The organism is Nocardioides nitrophenolicus, from assembly GCF_016907515.1.
In the GTDB taxonomy this organism is placed as follows: Bacteria; Actinomycetota; Actinomycetes; order Propionibacteriales; family Nocardioidaceae; genus Nocardioides; species Nocardioides nitrophenolicus.
The window spans coordinates 1,763,065-1,778,175 of the sequence record NZ_JAFBBY010000001.1; the positions used below are offsets into that span (position 1 = coordinate 1,763,065).

15 protein-coding genes are annotated in these 15,111 nt (G+C 73.8%); 7 read left to right on the plus strand and 8 right to left on the minus strand.

Annotation, left to right across the window (positions count from 1 at the left end; all coding sequences use genetic code 11):
- Positions 1-5: 5 nt before the first annotated feature.
- Positions 6-374: a VOC family protein gene (locus JOD66_RS08710; protein WP_204836493.1), complete on the minus strand. Its 369-nt coding sequence runs from the start codon at positions 372-374 to the stop codon at positions 6-8.
- 94 nt (positions 375-468) lie between these two features.
- On the opposite strand from JOD66_RS08710, the gene JOD66_RS08715 reads away from it, so the two are divergent.
- Together JOD66_RS08715 and JOD66_RS08720 are read left to right on the plus strand one after the other, a co-directional pair.
- Positions 469-813 carry a hypothetical protein gene (locus JOD66_RS08715; protein ID WP_204836494.1) on the plus strand — a complete coding sequence of 115 codons (345 nt, stop codon included), beginning with the start codon at positions 469-471 and terminating at the stop codon, positions 811-813.
- A complete protein-coding gene (locus JOD66_RS08720) occupies positions 810-1,430 on the plus strand; it encodes a hypothetical protein (protein WP_204836495.1) in 621 nt (206 codons plus the stop codon). Before JOD66_RS08715 ends, JOD66_RS08720 begins: the two co-directional genes overlap by 4 nt.
- Here the strand turns inward: JOD66_RS08720 and JOD66_RS08725 are convergent.
- From JOD66_RS08725 to JOD66_RS08735, 3 genes are all read right to left on the minus strand, one after another.
- Positions 1,381-2,781 carry a cytochrome P450 gene (locus JOD66_RS08725; protein WP_204836496.1) on the minus strand — a complete coding sequence of 467 codons (1,401 nt, stop codon included), beginning with the start codon at positions 2,779-2,781 and terminating at the stop codon, positions 1,381-1,383. The two genes, JOD66_RS08720 and JOD66_RS08725, sit on opposite strands and share 50 nt — an antisense overlap.
- An 81-nt stretch (positions 2,782-2,862) precedes the next feature.
- The gene (locus JOD66_RS29020; protein WP_204836497.1) at positions 2,863-5,841 is read right to left on the minus strand and encodes a helix-turn-helix transcriptional regulator; all 2,979 of its coding nucleotides are present in this window, start codon (positions 5,839-5,841) and stop codon (positions 2,863-2,865) included.
- A gap of 52 nt (positions 5,842-5,893) precedes the next feature.
- Positions 5,894-6,046, minus strand: a complete 153-nt coding sequence (locus JOD66_RS08735) for a hypothetical protein (RefSeq protein WP_204836498.1) — start codon at positions 6,044-6,046, stop codon at positions 5,894-5,896.
- Positions 6,047-6,153: 107 nt separating this feature from the next.
- On the opposite strand from JOD66_RS08735, the gene JOD66_RS08740 reads away from it, so the two are divergent.
- Both JOD66_RS08740 and JOD66_RS08745 read left to right on the plus strand, forming a co-directional pair.
- Entirely contained in the window at positions 6,154-6,807 is a 654-nt protein-coding gene (locus JOD66_RS08740; RefSeq protein ID WP_204836499.1) for a nitroreductase family protein, read from the plus strand.
- 20 nt (positions 6,808-6,827) lie between these two features.
- Complete coding sequence (locus tag JOD66_RS08745) at positions 6,828-8,774, plus strand: ABC transporter ATP-binding protein (RefSeq protein ID WP_307823397.1); 1,947 nt, start codon at positions 6,828-6,830, stop codon at positions 8,772-8,774.
- Positions 8,775-8,870: 96 nt separating this feature from the next.
- On the opposite strand, the gene JOD66_RS08750 is transcribed toward JOD66_RS08745, so the two are convergent.
- From JOD66_RS08750 to JOD66_RS08760, 3 genes are all read right to left on the minus strand, one after another.
- Positions 8,871-9,890, minus strand: a complete 1,020-nt coding sequence (locus JOD66_RS08750) for a hypothetical protein (RefSeq protein WP_204836501.1) — start codon at positions 9,888-9,890, stop codon at positions 8,871-8,873.
- Positions 9,891-10,064: 174 nt separating this feature from the next.
- Complete coding sequence (locus JOD66_RS08755) at positions 10,065-10,709, minus strand: response regulator (RefSeq protein WP_204836502.1); 645 nt, start codon at positions 10,707-10,709, stop codon at positions 10,065-10,067.
- Complete coding sequence (locus JOD66_RS08760) at positions 10,706-11,671, minus strand: sensor histidine kinase (protein ID WP_307823398.1); 966 nt, start codon at positions 11,669-11,671, stop codon at positions 10,706-10,708. Before JOD66_RS08760 ends, JOD66_RS08755 begins: the two co-directional genes overlap by 4 nt.
- An 86-nt stretch (positions 11,672-11,757) precedes the next feature.
- Here JOD66_RS08760 and JOD66_RS08765 point away from each other — a divergent pair, with 86 nt between their 5' ends.
- Genes JOD66_RS08765 through JOD66_RS08775 form a run of 3 tightly spaced genes read left to right on the plus strand, consistent with a single transcriptional unit; the run spans position 11,758 to position 13,821 of the window.
- Entirely contained in the window at positions 11,758-12,090 is a 333-nt protein-coding gene (locus JOD66_RS08765) for a hypothetical protein (protein WP_204836503.1), read from the plus strand.
- Positions 12,077-12,529 (plus strand): TrkA C-terminal domain-containing protein, encoded by a 453-nt coding sequence (locus tag JOD66_RS08770; protein ID WP_204836504.1) that lies wholly within the window; start codon positions 12,077-12,079, stop codon positions 12,527-12,529. Before JOD66_RS08765 ends, JOD66_RS08770 begins: the two co-directional genes overlap by 14 nt.
- Positions 12,526-13,821, plus strand: coding sequence for an ArsB/NhaD family transporter (locus JOD66_RS08775; protein ID WP_307823400.1), 1,296 nt, complete (start codon positions 12,526-12,528; stop codon positions 13,819-13,821). The genes JOD66_RS08770 and JOD66_RS08775 overlap by 4 nt, the downstream gene beginning before the upstream one ends.
- 64 nt (positions 13,822-13,885) lie before the next feature.
- Here the strand turns inward: JOD66_RS08775 and JOD66_RS29425 are convergent, their stop codons facing one another.
- Positions 13,886-15,067 (minus strand): PucR family transcriptional regulator, encoded by a 1,182-nt coding sequence (locus JOD66_RS29425; protein WP_204836505.1) that lies wholly within the window; start codon positions 15,065-15,067, stop codon positions 13,886-13,888.
- Positions 15,068-15,111: the final 44 nt, after the last annotated feature.

Sequence of the window (15,111 nt, forward strand, 5' to 3'; positions counted from 1 at the left end):
CTCAGTCACGAGGTTGCCGCCCGGCATAGGCAGAACGGGTGTCCGGCCGGGTCGAGGAACACCCGGAAGGACGTGCCGGGCTGGTGGGCGTGCTTGGTGGCGCCCAGGGCGAGGGTGGCCGCCTCGGCCGCGTCGAGATCGTCGACGTCGACGTCGAGGTGGACCTGCTGGGGCACCTCCTGGCCGGGCCACTCGGGAGCCCGGTACTCGTCGACCCGCTGCAGCTGGATCGAACGGTCTCCGGACCACACCGAGCCCCAGGATCCGTCGTCCTCCACCTGGGACTCCCAGCCGAGGAGAGCGGCGTAGAAGTCGGCGAGGACCCGGGGGTCGGGGCAGTCGATGACGAACTGGGGATTGCGCGCGATGGCCATGAACCGACCGTAGGCGACACCTCCGACACGCTCCCGTCCACAGGCCCGGAGGGCCGAGGTTTGTCCACAGCCCGGCGCTGCCGACGCTGCGGCCATGACCCTCACCGCCGATCCCGCCGCGCTGCGCCGGGCCGCCCGTCAGCTCGACGACGACGCGGGCGAGCTGCGTGCACGGCGTACCCGCCTCGTCGCGCCCGACGCCGGCGCGCTGGCCCAGCGTCAGGCCCGGTTCCCCACCGACGACTTCGCCGGCGACAGCGCCGACGACTTCCGGCGGGCGCCGCCAGGCGGGCCGACCGGGTCGACGCCCTCCGCCCGGGCGTCGAGCGGCTGGCCACCAGCCTGCACCGGTACGCCGACCGGCGGGCCCGGGCGGAGGAGGCGCTGCGCGCCGCCTCCGGCCTGGTCGACCCGGCGATCCTCACCCACCCGCTGGTGACGGCGTACCCGGCCACCGCGGTGCCGTCCACGACCGGCCGGGCCGCGCCGACGCCCGGCGACTGGCCGCCCGGCGAGCCCGCCTGGCCGCCCGATCCCCCCGATCCCCCCGCTCCCTCGCCCCGACCCACCGGAGGAAATGTGCACCACACCCCTGCCGTCTCGCTCGCCGTCCCGCGCCGCTGGGTCACCTTCGACGAACCCGCGCCGGGTGTCGCCCTGGTCGCCCGAGCGCCGCGTGCCGCCCCGTCGGGCTTCACGCCCGAGCTGGCGCTGCACACCGGCCCGGTCGACGCCTCGTCCCTGTCCGACTGGCGCACCGGCGCGATGTCGACGCTCGCCGCCCAGCTCGACGCCCTCGAGGTCGAGGACACCGACCTGGTCGACCTCGGTGCCGAGCCGGCCGCCTACACCCGGTTCTCCCACCGACTCGGTGGGCTGGACCTGATGTGCGAGCAGTGGGCCTGGCTGCACGACGGCGTCGGCGTGACCCTCACCGGCACCGTCGCCCGCGCCGACTACGCCGCCTACGCCGACCTGTTCGAGGACGTCGCGGCGACCGTCGAGCTCAGCGTGCCCGCACCCGGATCCGCGCACCCCGCCGAGGCACGCTGGTGATGTTGCGGACCTTGGGCACGTCCGTGCCGACCGCGGTGACGTCGTACCTGCGGAACACCTCGCGCAGCACCTCCACGCCCTCCATCAGCGAGAACCCGGCGCCGATGCAGCGCCGGACCCCGCCGCCGAACGGGATCCACACGTTCAGCGGCGGCGCGTCCTCGCCGAGGAAGCGCTCGGGCCGGAACACCCCGGGGTCCGCGAAGTTCGACTCCTGCTGGTGGCTCATGATGATCGACGGGCCGACCGTCGTGCCGGCCGGGAGGTCCCAGCCGCCGACGGTGGCCGGCGCCATCAGGGTGCGCACCACCATCGGGATGATCGGGTGCAGCCGCATCGCCTCCTTGAGCACGGCCTCCAGCCACGCGTCGTCGCCCTCGTCGACCGCGCGCAGCGTGCGGGCGCGCAGGTCGGGACTGCGGCCCACCTCGACCAGGGCCCACGACAGCGCCGACGCGGTGGTCTCGTGACCGGCCAGCAGCAACGTCACCAGCTGGTCGCGCAGCTCGGTGTCGTCGAGACCGCTGCCGGGCTCGTCGGCCGCGGCGCTCGCGGCGCTCGCGGCGAGCAGCCGGGAGAGCACGTCGGAGCGGTCGCCGAGGTCGTCGGCCGCGCGGCGCTCGCGGATCTCGGCGTACATCAGCCGGTCGAGCTCGACCTGGTTGTCGACCGTACGCCGCCACGGGCCGAGCCGCTGCAGCCGTGGGTACGCCCAGCCGAGCAGGATCGCCGGGTGGATCTCGACGGTCCGGTTGACCGCGGGCCGCAGCCGCGCCAGCCGGTCCTCGTCGGTGACGCCGAAGACGACGCGGAGGATCACCTCGAGGGTCAGCGAGTTCATCCGCTCCAGGGCCCGGAAGGGCTCACCCTCGTGCCAGGTGGCGACCTCGGCGCTCGCGACCTCGGCCACCAGGCCGCGGTAGCCGCGCAGCGCGTGCCCGAGGAAGGCGGGCATCAGCAGCTTGCGGGCACGGTGGTGCTCGGTCGAGTCCTGCAGCAGCAGGGAGTGCTCGCCCATGATCGGGCCGAGGATCGCGTTGCCCTTGCCGGCGTGGAAGACCTCGGGGTCGGCGGCGAAGATCTCCTTGGTGACCTCCGGGCGGGTGAACAGCACGAGCGGCCGGTTCCCCGGGATCAGGTTGACGGTGTAGGCGTCGCCGTACCTGCGGTGCAGCCAGGGGTGGAACTGGTGCCGGAACCTCATCAGCGCCACGGTCTGCAGCAGCGCCGGCCACCGCGGCCCGGGCGGCAGCTGCTCCGCCGGGACCGGCGGCAGGTCGCGCCCGCCGACCACGCTGCTCCTCCGGAACCGGCGCATGGTCAGCTCGCGGGTGTCCGCCTGCATCGTCATGGAGCCGACGCTACGACGCGGGCCGGGCGCGGGCACCCTCCCACGGTAGGAGATCGGCCGAGGCGGGATGGGCCCGGACGCTCAGCGCAGCAGGCCGTCGCGGCGGGCGATCGCGGCCGCCTCGGTGCGCCCGGCCGCGCCGAGCTTGCCGAGGATGTTGGAGACGTGGACGCTCACCGTCTTGGTGCTGATGAACAGCTGCTTGCCGATCTCGCCGTTGGAGCGGCCCTCCGCGACCAGGGCGAGGATCTCCAGCTCACGGGCGGTGAGGGCGGCGCCACCGGAGTGGCCGGCAGGCGCCGTGGCGCGGGTCGTTCCGGGCTCGGCCGCGAGGTCGGCCACGAGGACCGGCGCGCGGAGCCGGTCGGCGAGGGCGCGGGCCTGGTCGGCCTCGTCGCGGGCGCGGGCGGTGTCGCCGGCCAGCCGCAGGATCTGGGCGTACGCCGCGCGCACGCGCAGCAGCTCGGGCAGGTTCCCGACCTTGACCGCGGAGTCGAGCGCGGCCTCCCAGGCGCCGAGCAGCTCGTCGCGGCGCGCGTCGTCGCCGCCGGCCAGCCAGTGCACCCGGTGATGCTCGGCGATCAGCCGGTCGGTCCACATCCGGCCCTCCGGTCCCCACGGGCCGCTGCGCTCGCGGATCGCGGCGAGCACCGCCTCGCCGTCGGCGAGCAGCCGGTCGGCCCGGGCCACCAGGGCCCGGCGCTCGGCCGCACTGGCTCGCGGCATCGCCCGGGCGATCGCGGCGAGGGTGCCGGCGGCGAGCCGGATCCGGCCGCCGAAGTACTCCCCCCAGATCCGGCCGAGCACCTCGATCACCTGGTCGTAGACCGCGATCGCGGCGGCGGCGTCGCCGCGGTCGCCGTGGAACTCGATCTCGGACCCGGAGCTGTAGACCGCGACCCCGCCCTCGTCCTCCCACAGCGCCCGGAGCGAGAGCAGCCGGTCGAGGACGTCCTCGCCGCGCGCGGCGAGGATCGAGAGCCGGGCCGGCTCGATGATCCCGCGGGGGATCGGTGGGCCGCTGAGCCCGTCGACGGCCTCGACCAGCGCGAGCACGTCGTCCCAGTCGCCGAGGAGGTAGCCGATCCGGGTGAGCTGCCAGCGCGACTCGATGCTGAACGGCGCCCAGACCAGGCCGGCCTGCTCGCCCAGCTCCATGGCGGAGCGGAACCAGCGCGCGGACTGCTCCCAGTCGCCCGTGTCCTGGTAGGAGCGGCCGAGCAGCCAGCGGCCGCGGAGCTCGGCCTGGAAGGCGCCCGCGCGGACCGCGCTGTCGACGGCGGAGACCAGCGCGCCGCGCAGGGCGTCCTGCTCGGAGCCCGCGGCGCCCTTGACCCGCAGCCCGCCGAGAGTGGTGACGATGTCGGAGGCGAGCTCGGGCATGGCCAGCCGCTCGGCCAGCGCGAGCGCCTCGGTCGCGACGGCCTCGGCCGCCTCCTGCTCCTCGGGACGGTAGGCGCCGAGGATCCGGGCGTGGTTGGCGAGCACCTTGGCCCGCAGCGGGCTCTCCCCCTCGGGCGCCAGCGCCACCGCCTGCGCAGACACCTCGACCGGGTCCAGCTCGGTCTCGGTCATCGAGAGCACCTCGGCCTGGGCGTTGAGCAGCCGCGCGCGATCGGCGTCGGGGGCGTCGGGCGGGAGCTGGGCGAGCCGGGCGGTGACCAGCTGGCCGGCCCGGACGGCGTTGCCGCCGGTGATCAGCGCGGTGGCGGCCCGCACCACCAGCTTGGCGTGGTCGATGTCGAGCCGGGCGACCCGCTCCGGGTCCTCGAGCAGCTCCAGGGCCTGCTGGTAGTGGTCGGCGGCCTCGTCGGGACCGCCCACGGCCATCGCCTCGTCGCCGGCCTCGATGCTGGCCGTGACCGCGCGGTCGAGGTCGTTGGCGCGCCGGGCGTGGCGGGCCAGCTCGGCGGAGGTGCCGCCGGCGGCGCCGCTGGACAGCGCGGCGACATAGCGGGCGTGCAGCCGCACCCGCTCCCCCGGCAGCAGGTCGTCGTAGATCGCCTCGCCGAGCAGCGCGTGGCGGAAGGAGTAGAGGTGGCCGCCGACCTCGAGCACGTTCATCTCGACGGCCTGGCGGATGCCGGAGTCGAGCCGGTCGACGGGGACGTCGGCGGTCGCGGCGAGCAGGTCGTGGGTGACCCGGCGACCCGCGACGCTGGCGACCCGGACGACGTGACGGGCCTCCTCGGAGAGGCGGTCGAGCCGGACCAGCAGCAGGTCGGCCAGGTCGCCGGGCACGTCGCCGTCGGCGCAGGAGCCGGACGCCACCAGCTCCTCGACGAAGAAGGCGTTGCCCTCGGCCCGGTCCACGATCTGCGCGACCGACCGCTCGTCGAGCCCGGCCGGGGCCAGCTCTCCCACCAGGGCGCGCACCGCCTCCGCCGGCAGCGGGCCCAGTCCGAGCCGGCCGACCTGGGGGAGCCGGGTCCACTCGGCGACCTGGCGGCGCAGCGGGTGGCGGCGGTGCAGGTCGTCGGAGCGGTACGACGCCACGATGGCCACCGGCCGCGCGAAGGCCCGGGTGAAGAGGAAGCCGAGCATGTCGCGGGTGGACTGGTCGGCCCAGTGCAGGTCCTCGACCACGAGCAGCACCGGCGCCTCGGTGGCGGCCGCCTCGAGCAGCGCGTGCACGGCCACGAAGGTGTCGCCGCGGTCGGCGCCGCGGCTGCGCTCGTCGGACGACTCCTCGCCCACCACGCGCGTACGCCGACCGGGCTGGAGCCGGGTCAGGGCCGGGTGAACGGCCGCCACGGCCTCGACCAGCTCGGGGTGGCTCGCGTCGAGCCGGCCGAGCACCTCGCTGAACGGGAGGTAGGGCAGGGCGCTGTCGCCGAAGTCGAGACAGTGCCCGGCCAGCACCTGCCAGCCGCTGTCGAGGGCGTGGTCGCGCAGCGCGCGCAGCAGCCGGGTCTTGCCGACGCCCGCGTCGCCCGACAGCAGCACCGCCCGCCGCGACGTCCCGGCCTCGGCGGCGCTCACGGCGTCGTCGAGGACCGCGATCGCCTCGGCGAGCTCGGTGTCACGCCCGACCATGGTCAGGCTGCTGTGTGCGGCCATGGACACCATCATGGCGTCCGCCTCCGACAGGGCGGTCACGGTGGGCGGCTGCTCAGCGCGAGCGGCGCTCCACGCTGGGGTCGGTCGCGGCGATCCGCCGCAGCCAGGAGGTGCGGCTGCGCCCCGCCCGGCTGGCGGCCATCCCGCGGGCCGCCTGCTGGCGGCGGTACTCGTACTCTGCGGTGAGGTAGTAGTTGCTGCTCATGACGTAGAGACTCGTCCTCTGAGGTAGGCCCCCACATCGGACAACTGCCTTATCCGGGCGACCCGGCTACCTCAGGTTCCGTCGGGGTGCGGCCCTAGGCTGGCGCCGTGGAGTTCTCCGAGGTCGTACGCCGCCGCCGGATGACGCGCGCCTACACCTCGGCCCCCGTCGACCCGGCGGTGGTGGAGCGGGCGCTCGACCACGCCACCCGGGCGCCGAGCGCCGGCTTCTCCCAGGGCTGGGCGTTCGTGGTGCTCGACACCCCCGAGACCGTCCGCGGCTTCTGGGCCGCCCAGGCCGAGACCGAGGCGCCCGACCGCTGGCTGGCCGGGATGATGAGCGCGCCGGTGGTGATCGTGCCGTGCAGCCGGCGGGCCGCCTACCTCGACCGCTACGCGGAGCCCGACAAGCGGCGGGCCGGGCTGGGCGACCACGACGCGGAGCGCTGGGCGATGCCCTACTGGCACCTCGACACCGCGATGGCCTCGCTGCTGCTGCTGCAGTCGGTGACCGACGCGGGCCTCGGCGCCTGCTTCTTCGGCCTGGTCCCGGGCCGGGTCGACGCGGTGAAGCAGGTCCTCGGCCTGGTCGACACCGCCGCCGAGGAGGCGCCCCACCCCATCGGGGCGATCACGGTCGGCCACCCTGCCCCGCCGGCGACGGGCGCGCGAGGCTCGGCGAGCCGGCGGCGCCGCACGCCGTGGCACGAGGTGGCCCACCGCGGCCGCTGGGGCGCCGGCTGGGCGGGGCGGGACGCCTGATGCCGCGCCCCAGTCCCGTGGTGACCCACCTGACGTCGGCCGACCTGCGCCAGCGCGAGCCGGTGCTGCCGCGCATCGCCCACCTGCTGCGGCCCTACCGCGGCAAGATCGCGCTGGTCCTGGTCGCCGTGCTGGCCGCGGCGGCGCTGCAGGCGATGGTGCCCTTCCTGACCCGGGCGGTGTTCGACGACGCGCTCTTCCCGCTCGACGGCGGCGGGCCCCGCCTGCACCTGCTGGCCTGGCTGATCGCGGGCATGTGCGCGATCCCCATCGTGGCGGCGCTGATCGGCATCGTGCAGATGTGGCTGACCTCCACGGTCGGGAACTCCGCGATGGCCGACCTGCGCGGCGACCTCTTCGAACACCTGCAGAAGATGGAGCTGGCGTTCTTCACCGCCACCAAGACCGGCGCGATCCAGTCCCGGCTGGCCAACGACGTGGCCGGCGTACGCACCGTGCTGACCGACACCGCCACCACGATCGTACAGAACTCGGTCACGGTCGCCGCGGCGTTCGTCTCGATGATCGTGCTGTCGTGGCAGCTCACCCTGCTCACGCTGTTCCTGATGCCGCTGTTCGTGGGGCTGCAGTTCCGGGTCGGCCGGGCGCGGCAGCGGCTGGCGCGGCGCACCCAGGAGTCGCTCTCGGAGATGACGGCGATCACCGAGGAGGCGCTGTCGGTGAGCGGGATCCTGCTCGCGAAGGTGTTCAACCGCGCCGAGTCCGAGGTGGAGCGCTACCGCGAGGCCAACCGGCGCCAGACCCGGCTGCAGGTCGAGCAGGCGATGACCGGGCGCACCTTCTTCGCGATGGTGCAGACCTTCTTCGCGATCACCCCCGCGCTCATCTACCTGGTCGCCGGCTGGATCATCACCGGACACGTCCCCGTCGGCGCCGACACCCTCACCGCCGGCACCCTGGTCGCGTTCACCACGCTGCAGAGCCGGCTGCAGATGCCGCTGCTGCAGCTGATGCGGGTCACCCTCGACGTGCAGACCTCGATGGCGCTGTTCCGCCGGATCTTCGAGTACCTCGACCTCGAGCCCGCGATCACCGAGCGGCCCGGCGCGATCGCCCTCGACCCCGACGAGCTGCAGGGCCGGGTCGAGCTGCGCGGCGTCCGGTTCCGCTATCCCGAGCCGCGCTCGCTGTCGGGCACCGTCAACCGCGACCGCTTCGGCGAGACCGGGATCCGGATCGAGGACGACGACGCCGTGGAGCGGCCCACCGGCCCGGGCTGGGCCCTCGACGACGTGTCGCTGGTCGTCGAGCCGGGCCAGCTCGCCGCGATCGTGGGTCCCTCGGGCAGCGGCAAGACCACGGCGACCTATCTCGTCCCGCGGTTCTACGACGTCACCGAGGGAGCGGTCCTCATCGACGGCCACGACGTCCGCGACTTGACCCTCTCCTCGCTCGCCGACGCGGTCGGGATGGTGACCCAGGAGCCCTACCTCTTCCACGGCACCATCCGCGACAACATCGCCTACGCCCGGCCCGGCGCGAGCTCGGAGGAGATCGTGCAGGCGGCGCGCGACGCCAACATCCACGACCGGATCATGAGCTTCCCCGAGGGCTACGAGACGATCACCGGCGAGCGTGGCTACCGCCTGTCCGGCGGCGAGAAGCAGCGCCTCGCGATCGCCCGGGTGCTGCTCAAGGACCCCCGGATCCTGATCCTCGACGAGGCGACCTCCGCCCTCGACAACGAGACCGAGCGGCTGGTCCAGGAGGCCCTCGAGCGCGCCACCCGCTCCCGCACCACCATCGCCATCGCCCACCGGCTCTCCACGATCCGCTCGGCCGACGTCATCTTCGGCCTCGAGGACGGCCACCTGGTCGAGCAGGGGTCGCACGACGAGCTGATGCTGGCCGGCGGCCTCTACAAGCGGCTCTACGACGAGCAGTTCTCCCGCGCCCCCGCCGGGACGCCGTGGTGTGATCCTCGGCGCGCCGACGTTCCCCTGTGATGCTGCCATTGCGATAGTCCCTGCTCAAAAGCACCGTGCGACCAGCGTTTTCCGTGCTTTTGGGCAGGGACTATCGCGACGAGTCACGTGACCCGGTCAGGCGGTGCGATACCGGAGGAGCCGAGCCCGCTGCTGGTCGGTCAGCGCGCGCCGCGCAGCGACGGTGGTCGTCGAGACCCAGTCGGGCGGCGCGACCGCTGACCACGTCCGCGGTCCGGTACGACGAGCGGCGCGGGCATAGGCGCGGTGCAGGCGCGCCAGGAAGTCACCGGGCCGATCGCCGGACAGCCACCGCACCATCTCGATGCCGTGCGTGGCGAACAGTTCGTCCCGGGTGCGATCGCTTCGGCGCTGCTCTCGACCGAGGTGCGCCACACCGTCGTAGTCGGCGGCGACGCCGGCCGCTGCGTCGACGACGTCAGGGGTGCCGAGGTGCCGGCCCGCGCGGTCGAAGAGCGGCAGGTTGCTCGAGAGGCGGACGCCCTCGACCGCGGCTGCCCACAGCAGGCGGAGTCGGACTTCGCGAGGCGACCAGGCATTCTCGTCACCGAGCGCGATCGCCTCCCGCGCCTGCGGCACACCCGTCCACGAGGACTGGTGCCCGACCACCTCGGCGACCTCGGCGATGGAGGCGAGGTCCGAGTAGGCCGCCATGTCCAGCGCCTCGACGGCCTCGTGCAGGCCGGGGGCATAGCGCATCATGAAGGCGACCGACCAGGCGGGGACCGTGACCCGGACCCCGTCGACCCACCTCATGTTGCCCTGGCTGGTGCCCTCGCCGCACACCACGAAGCCCGGTTGCGGGTCGATGTCGTGGGTGCTGATCAACAGATCGACCGGCCGACGCTCGCCTCTGGCATCGACTCCGGAGAACCAGGTCGCCCCGAGCCAGCGAAGCGCCGCCCATCCCGTCACCGCCTGGAACGGACGCAGCACGACCGAGGCTTCCAGGATCCGCTGCTCGACGTCGTCTGCGTCCACCCACGCCGGAACATAGAAGCCGAAGCTCGAGCGCCTCCACCTCTTGGGGTTCCGCGCCTGACCACGCGTCGGCCCGGCCCGTCCGGTCGGATCCAGATGAACCGGACGGACCAACCCGGGTCGCGTCTCCTCCATGCGGCCACGATGCGTCCGCCGTACGTCGTCCGCGGGCTACAGCACTGCCACCTGTGGACAACCCCCATGATCCAGAGGCCTGTGGATGACCGATGTCCCGCCCCGCCGAGATAGTCCCTGCCCAAAAGCAACGAAATGCTCGACGAATCGGTGCTTTTGGGCAGGGACTATCGCTCACGGCTCCACCAGACCCGCCCGGATCGCATACCGCGTCAACTGCGTCCGGTCGCTCATCCCGAGCCGGGCCAGGATGTGGGAGCGGTGCTTCTCGACCGTCTTCACGCTGATCGACAAGATCCCGGCGATCTCCCTGGAGGACCGTCCCTCCGCGATCAGCTTGAGCACCTCGTCCTCCCGCGGCGTGAGCACCGTCGCCGGCACCCGCTCGCCGCGCGCCAGCCGGTCGAGGTAGTCGCGCACCAGCGCGCCCATCGCGCCGGGGTAGACGAACGCCTCCCCCCGGACCGCGGCCCGGACCGCGGCGACCAGGTCCTCGTCGACCACCGACTTCAGCACGTAGCCCGACGCCCCGAGCTTGAGCGCGGAGAAGAAGTACTGCTCGTTGTCGTGCATCGACAGCATCAGGATCCGCGGTGGCGTACGACGACGGGCGATCTCGCGCGCGGCCTGCAGCCCGGTCATCGTCGGCATCGCGATGTCGAGCACGACCAGATCGACCTCGACCTCCCGCAGCAGCGCGAGGACCTCGGCACCGTCGGCCGCCTCGGCGACCACCTCGATGTCGGGCTGCTGCTCGAGGATCAGCCGGACGCCGCGCCGGACCAGGGCGTGGTCGTCGGCGAGCAGGACCCGGATCACCGGCCCACCACCGGCACCCGCAGCCGCACCGTCGTCCCCGACGGGCTGGAGTCGACGCTCAGCGCACCGCCGACCAGGGCGGACCGGTCGCGCATGCCCTGCAGCCCGGTCCCCCAGGCCGCACCGTCGAGCCCGGAGCCGTCGTCGGCCACCTCGAGCACCAGGTCGCCGCCGACCCGGAGCAGGGAGAGGTCGACCCGGGTGGCGCCGGCGTGGCGGACCACATTGGTCAGCGCCTCCTGCGCGACCCGGTAGACGACCACCTCTCCGTCGCGGCCGAGGGCCGGCAGCCCCGGCGCGAAGGTACGCCGGACCACCGGCCCGCCGAGCGCCGCGACGTCGGTGGCGAGCGCGGCCAGCGCGGGCTGCAGGCCCAGGTCCTCGAGGACGCCTGGGCGCAGCTCGCGCGCCACCCGTCGTACGTCGTCGAGGCCGGTGCGAGCGCTCTCCCGCAGCAGCGCGAGCTCGGGCCGCAGCTCGGCGGGCACGCGGTCCTCGAGCTGCTTGAGCCCGAGCAGCACGACGGTGAGGTCCTGGCCGACCTGGTCGTGCAGCTCGCGCGCGATCCGGTGCCGCTCGGCCTCCTGCGCGGCGATCGCCTGGGCGTCGCTGGCCCGCCGCTCCTCCTCCAGCCGGTCCAGCATCGCGTGGTAGCTGCGGACCAGCTGCGCGCCCGGCCCGTCGCCGGAGGTGCGCACCTCCAGCCGCCGGCCCTCCCCGCCGAGTCGCACCGTCGCCATCTCGCGGATCACCCGGTCCACGGGCGAGAGCGCGGCCCGGAGCAGCACCGCCGTGAGCGCCAGCACCAGGCCGATGCCGACCACGAGCACCACCGCCTCCGAGACCAGCACCCGCCGCGACACGCTCGCCGGGGACAGCATGAGCACCACCGCGCCCGCGCACAGCACGGCCGCGTTGGTCAGGCAGACCTTCCAGTACAGGGACGTGTTGGCGAGCCGCACACCCCCACCCTCGCGCACGCGGCCGCGCCAGGAAATGGGGGCTGGCCCCCATACCGCCGCGCGCGCCCGCCGACTTGGCTGGTGCCATGCCTCCGACGCTGGTCGTCCCCCTCACCGTCCGCAGCCGCACGGCCGACGGCGCGGACCTCCGTCTGCTCCTCGAGGCCGACGTCGACGCGTCCGGACGGACCTCCGCGGCCGAGCTGGAGCGGGTGGCGTTCGCGATCGTCGTACCCGCGGTCGAGGAGGTGGTACGCCGGCGCGAGCTCGCCCAGCTCGCCGAGGATCCCACCGCGGGTCTGGATCGCATCGGCGGCGACCTGCTGTCGGTGCGCGTGGTCGCGGTCGAGCACCTCATCGTCTCCCCGTCGGCCGACCCGTCGGCCGACCCGGCGGGGGGCGCGCGTGGGCGCGGCTGAGCTGGAGCTGGCCGTCGCGGTCGGCATGCTCGCCGCGGCGGTCGGCTTCGCGATCGGCCTGGCGATCGGGCGTGGGAGGCAGCCGCGGTGGGCGGAGAAGGGCAGCTTCGTGCACAAGGTGTCGATCGGGTTCGCGAGCCTGGACCGGCTCGACGCGGTCCTGCTGCGCTTCGAGGTCGAGCCCGAGTCGGCGCTGGCCGGGGTCGAGGTCGACGAGCTCCGCCTGCCCGCCGGCGCGGCCGTCGCGCTGGTCACCCGCGGCCGCGAGGTCCTGGTCCCGAGCGGCCGGACGGTCCTACGGACGGGTGACCAGGTGCTCGCCGTCGCCGCCCGCGACCGGGTCGGCGAGGTCGAGGACCGGCTGCTGTCGGTGAGCAGGTACGGCCGGCTGGCCGGCTGGTACGCCAGCCTCGAGCCGGTCCGGTGGGGTGCGGCGTGATCCTCACGTCCGCCGCCCTCTCCGTCTTCATCGTCGCCTACGCCCTGATCGCGACCGAGCGCGTCCACCGGGTCGCGGCGGCGCTCGGCGGGGTCGCGGCGATGGCGGTGATCGGCCTGGTCGACGCCCAGTCGGCGTTCTTCGACCACGAGACCGGCATCGACTGGAATGTCATCTTCCTGCTGTTCGGGATGATGGTGATCGTCGGCGTGCTCAAGCAGACCGGCCTGTTCGAGTTCCTCGCGCTGTGGGCCGCGCTGAAGTCCGGCGGGCATCCCTACCGGCTGCTCGTGCTGCTCGTCCTGATCAGCGCGGTCGTCGCCCCGATCCTCGACAACGTCACCTGCGTGCTGCTCGTCGCGCCGGTCACCATCTCGGTGTGTCGCCAGCTCGGGCTGCCCACGGCGCCGTACCTGATCTCGCTGATCCTGGCCTCCAACATCGGCGGGACGGCGACCCTCATCGGCGACCCGCCGAACATCATCATCGGCAGCCGCGCCGGCCTCAGCTTCGACGACTTCCTGGTCCACTCGCTCCCGCTCACCGTGATCCTGCTGGTGCTGTTCGTGGTGATGGCGCGCTGGCTGTTCCGCCGGTACTTCGGCGAGACCGTCGACGTGGGCGACGTCCTCGGCGACCTGCGCCCGCGCGACGCGATCACCAACCACCGGATGCTGGTGCGCTGCCTGGTGGTGCTCGGCCTGGTGATGGTCGCGTTCAGCCTGCACACCGTGCTGCACCTGGACCCGTCCCTGGTCGCGATGTTGGGCGCGGGCGCGACGGTGCTGGTGTCGCGCACCGAGCCCGAGGAGTTCCTCGAGGAGGTCGAGTGGGGCACCCTCGCCTTCTTCATGGCGCTCTTCGTTCTCGTCGGCTCGCTCGTCCAGGTCGGCGTCATCGGCCGGATCAGCGAGCTCGCGGCCGAGGCGATGGGCGACCGCGAGCTGCTCGCGGCCACCGCGCTGCTGTTCGGCTCCGGCGTGGTCGGCGCGTTCGTCGACAACATCCCCTACACGACGGCGACCGTGCCGATCGTCGAGGAGATGGTGGCCTCGACCGCGACCTCCGGCGCGGACAGCCCGCTGTGGTGGGCGTTCGTGTTCGGCGCCGACCTCGGCGGCAATGCCACCGCCGTGGCCGCCGGCGCGAATGTCGTCGTCCTCGGCATCGCCGCGAAGTCGGGCGAGCCGATCAGCTTCTGGCAGTTCACCCGCTACGGCGTGGTGGTGACCCTGATGACCCTCGTGGTCGCCTGGCTCTACGTCTACCTGCGCTACTTCGCGCTGGCCTGACCCCGCGATAGTCCCTGCCCAAAAGCACCGAGAACCAGCCTGTCACGGTGCTTTTGGGCAGGGACTATCCCAGCCCGAGGATCCGCACGCACTCCAGCGCCACGTACAGCTCGGCCGCGTCGACGGGGCGGGCCAGGTCGCGGCCGGTGATCTCCTCGAGCCGGCGGATTCGGTAGCGCACCGTGTTGCGATGCACGTGCAGCTCGCGGGCGGCCGTGGAGGTGGAGCCGCCGGCGGCGAGCCAGGCCCGGGCGGTCGCGAAGACCACGTCCCGGTCGTCGGGCGGCAGGGCGAGCACCGGCGCGAGGACGGCGTCCACGAGCACCCGGGCCTGGTCCGGGCTTCCCGCCAGCAGTACGGCGAGCGGGTCGGCCCCGAACTGCCCGACCACCGCCGCTCCCGGCGAGACGGCGGCGCAGGCCACCCGTGCCTGCCGCCGCGCCTCCTGGATGTCGTCGAGCCGGCCGACGACGCTGCTGATCCCGACCCGGGCGCGGGCGAGCCCGCCGAGCAGCTCGACCAGGTGGTCGGCGCCGAACCCGAACCGCAGCGCGACCACGCCCTCCTGGTGGTCGTGGTCCAGCCGCCAGGCGGAGCGGACGTTGGCGCGGCGCAGGGCCCGCTCGACGTCGGGCAGTCCCTCCTCGCCGGGCGTCGGCGACTCGGCCGAGACCACGACGTACTCCGTCGCGCGGCCGAGGTCGAGCATGCCGGCCGTCTCCCCGACGTACGCCGTCGCGTCGGCGTCCCCGTCGAGCAGGGAGCCGACGAGCACCGCCCGCATCTGCCCGTCGCGGCGGGCCCGGTCGGCCATCGCGCGGCGGTAGGCGTCGGTGACGTCGGCGGCGAGCTGGTCGCTGACCGCCCAGATGTCGGCGGCCGCGAGCAGCAGCAGGTCGCGGTCCTCGGGGTCGGCCCGCTCGACGAGCACCTCCCAGATGAACCGGGAGCCGACCCGGAACGCCTGCAGCACGACGGCGTACGGCACGCTCTGCTCGGCGCGGGTGGTGCCGGTCTCGGTCGGCGTCTCGGTCGCGGCGACCTCGCCGGCGAGGTTGCCGAGGATGTAGCGGGTGTTGACCGTGCACGACGCGACCAGCTCGTCGTGGCTGACCGTGTCGCCGGCGTCGTAGAAGGGGATCTCGGACCGGATCCGCGCGGCCATCGCGACCCCGAGCAGGCCGGACTCCGGCAGCAGCCGCGCGCTGAGCTTGCGCACCTCGGGGTTCACGTCGGGCCGACTCACACGACCGAGACTAGGAGATGCGTTGTGCGGGCGCACACACGATC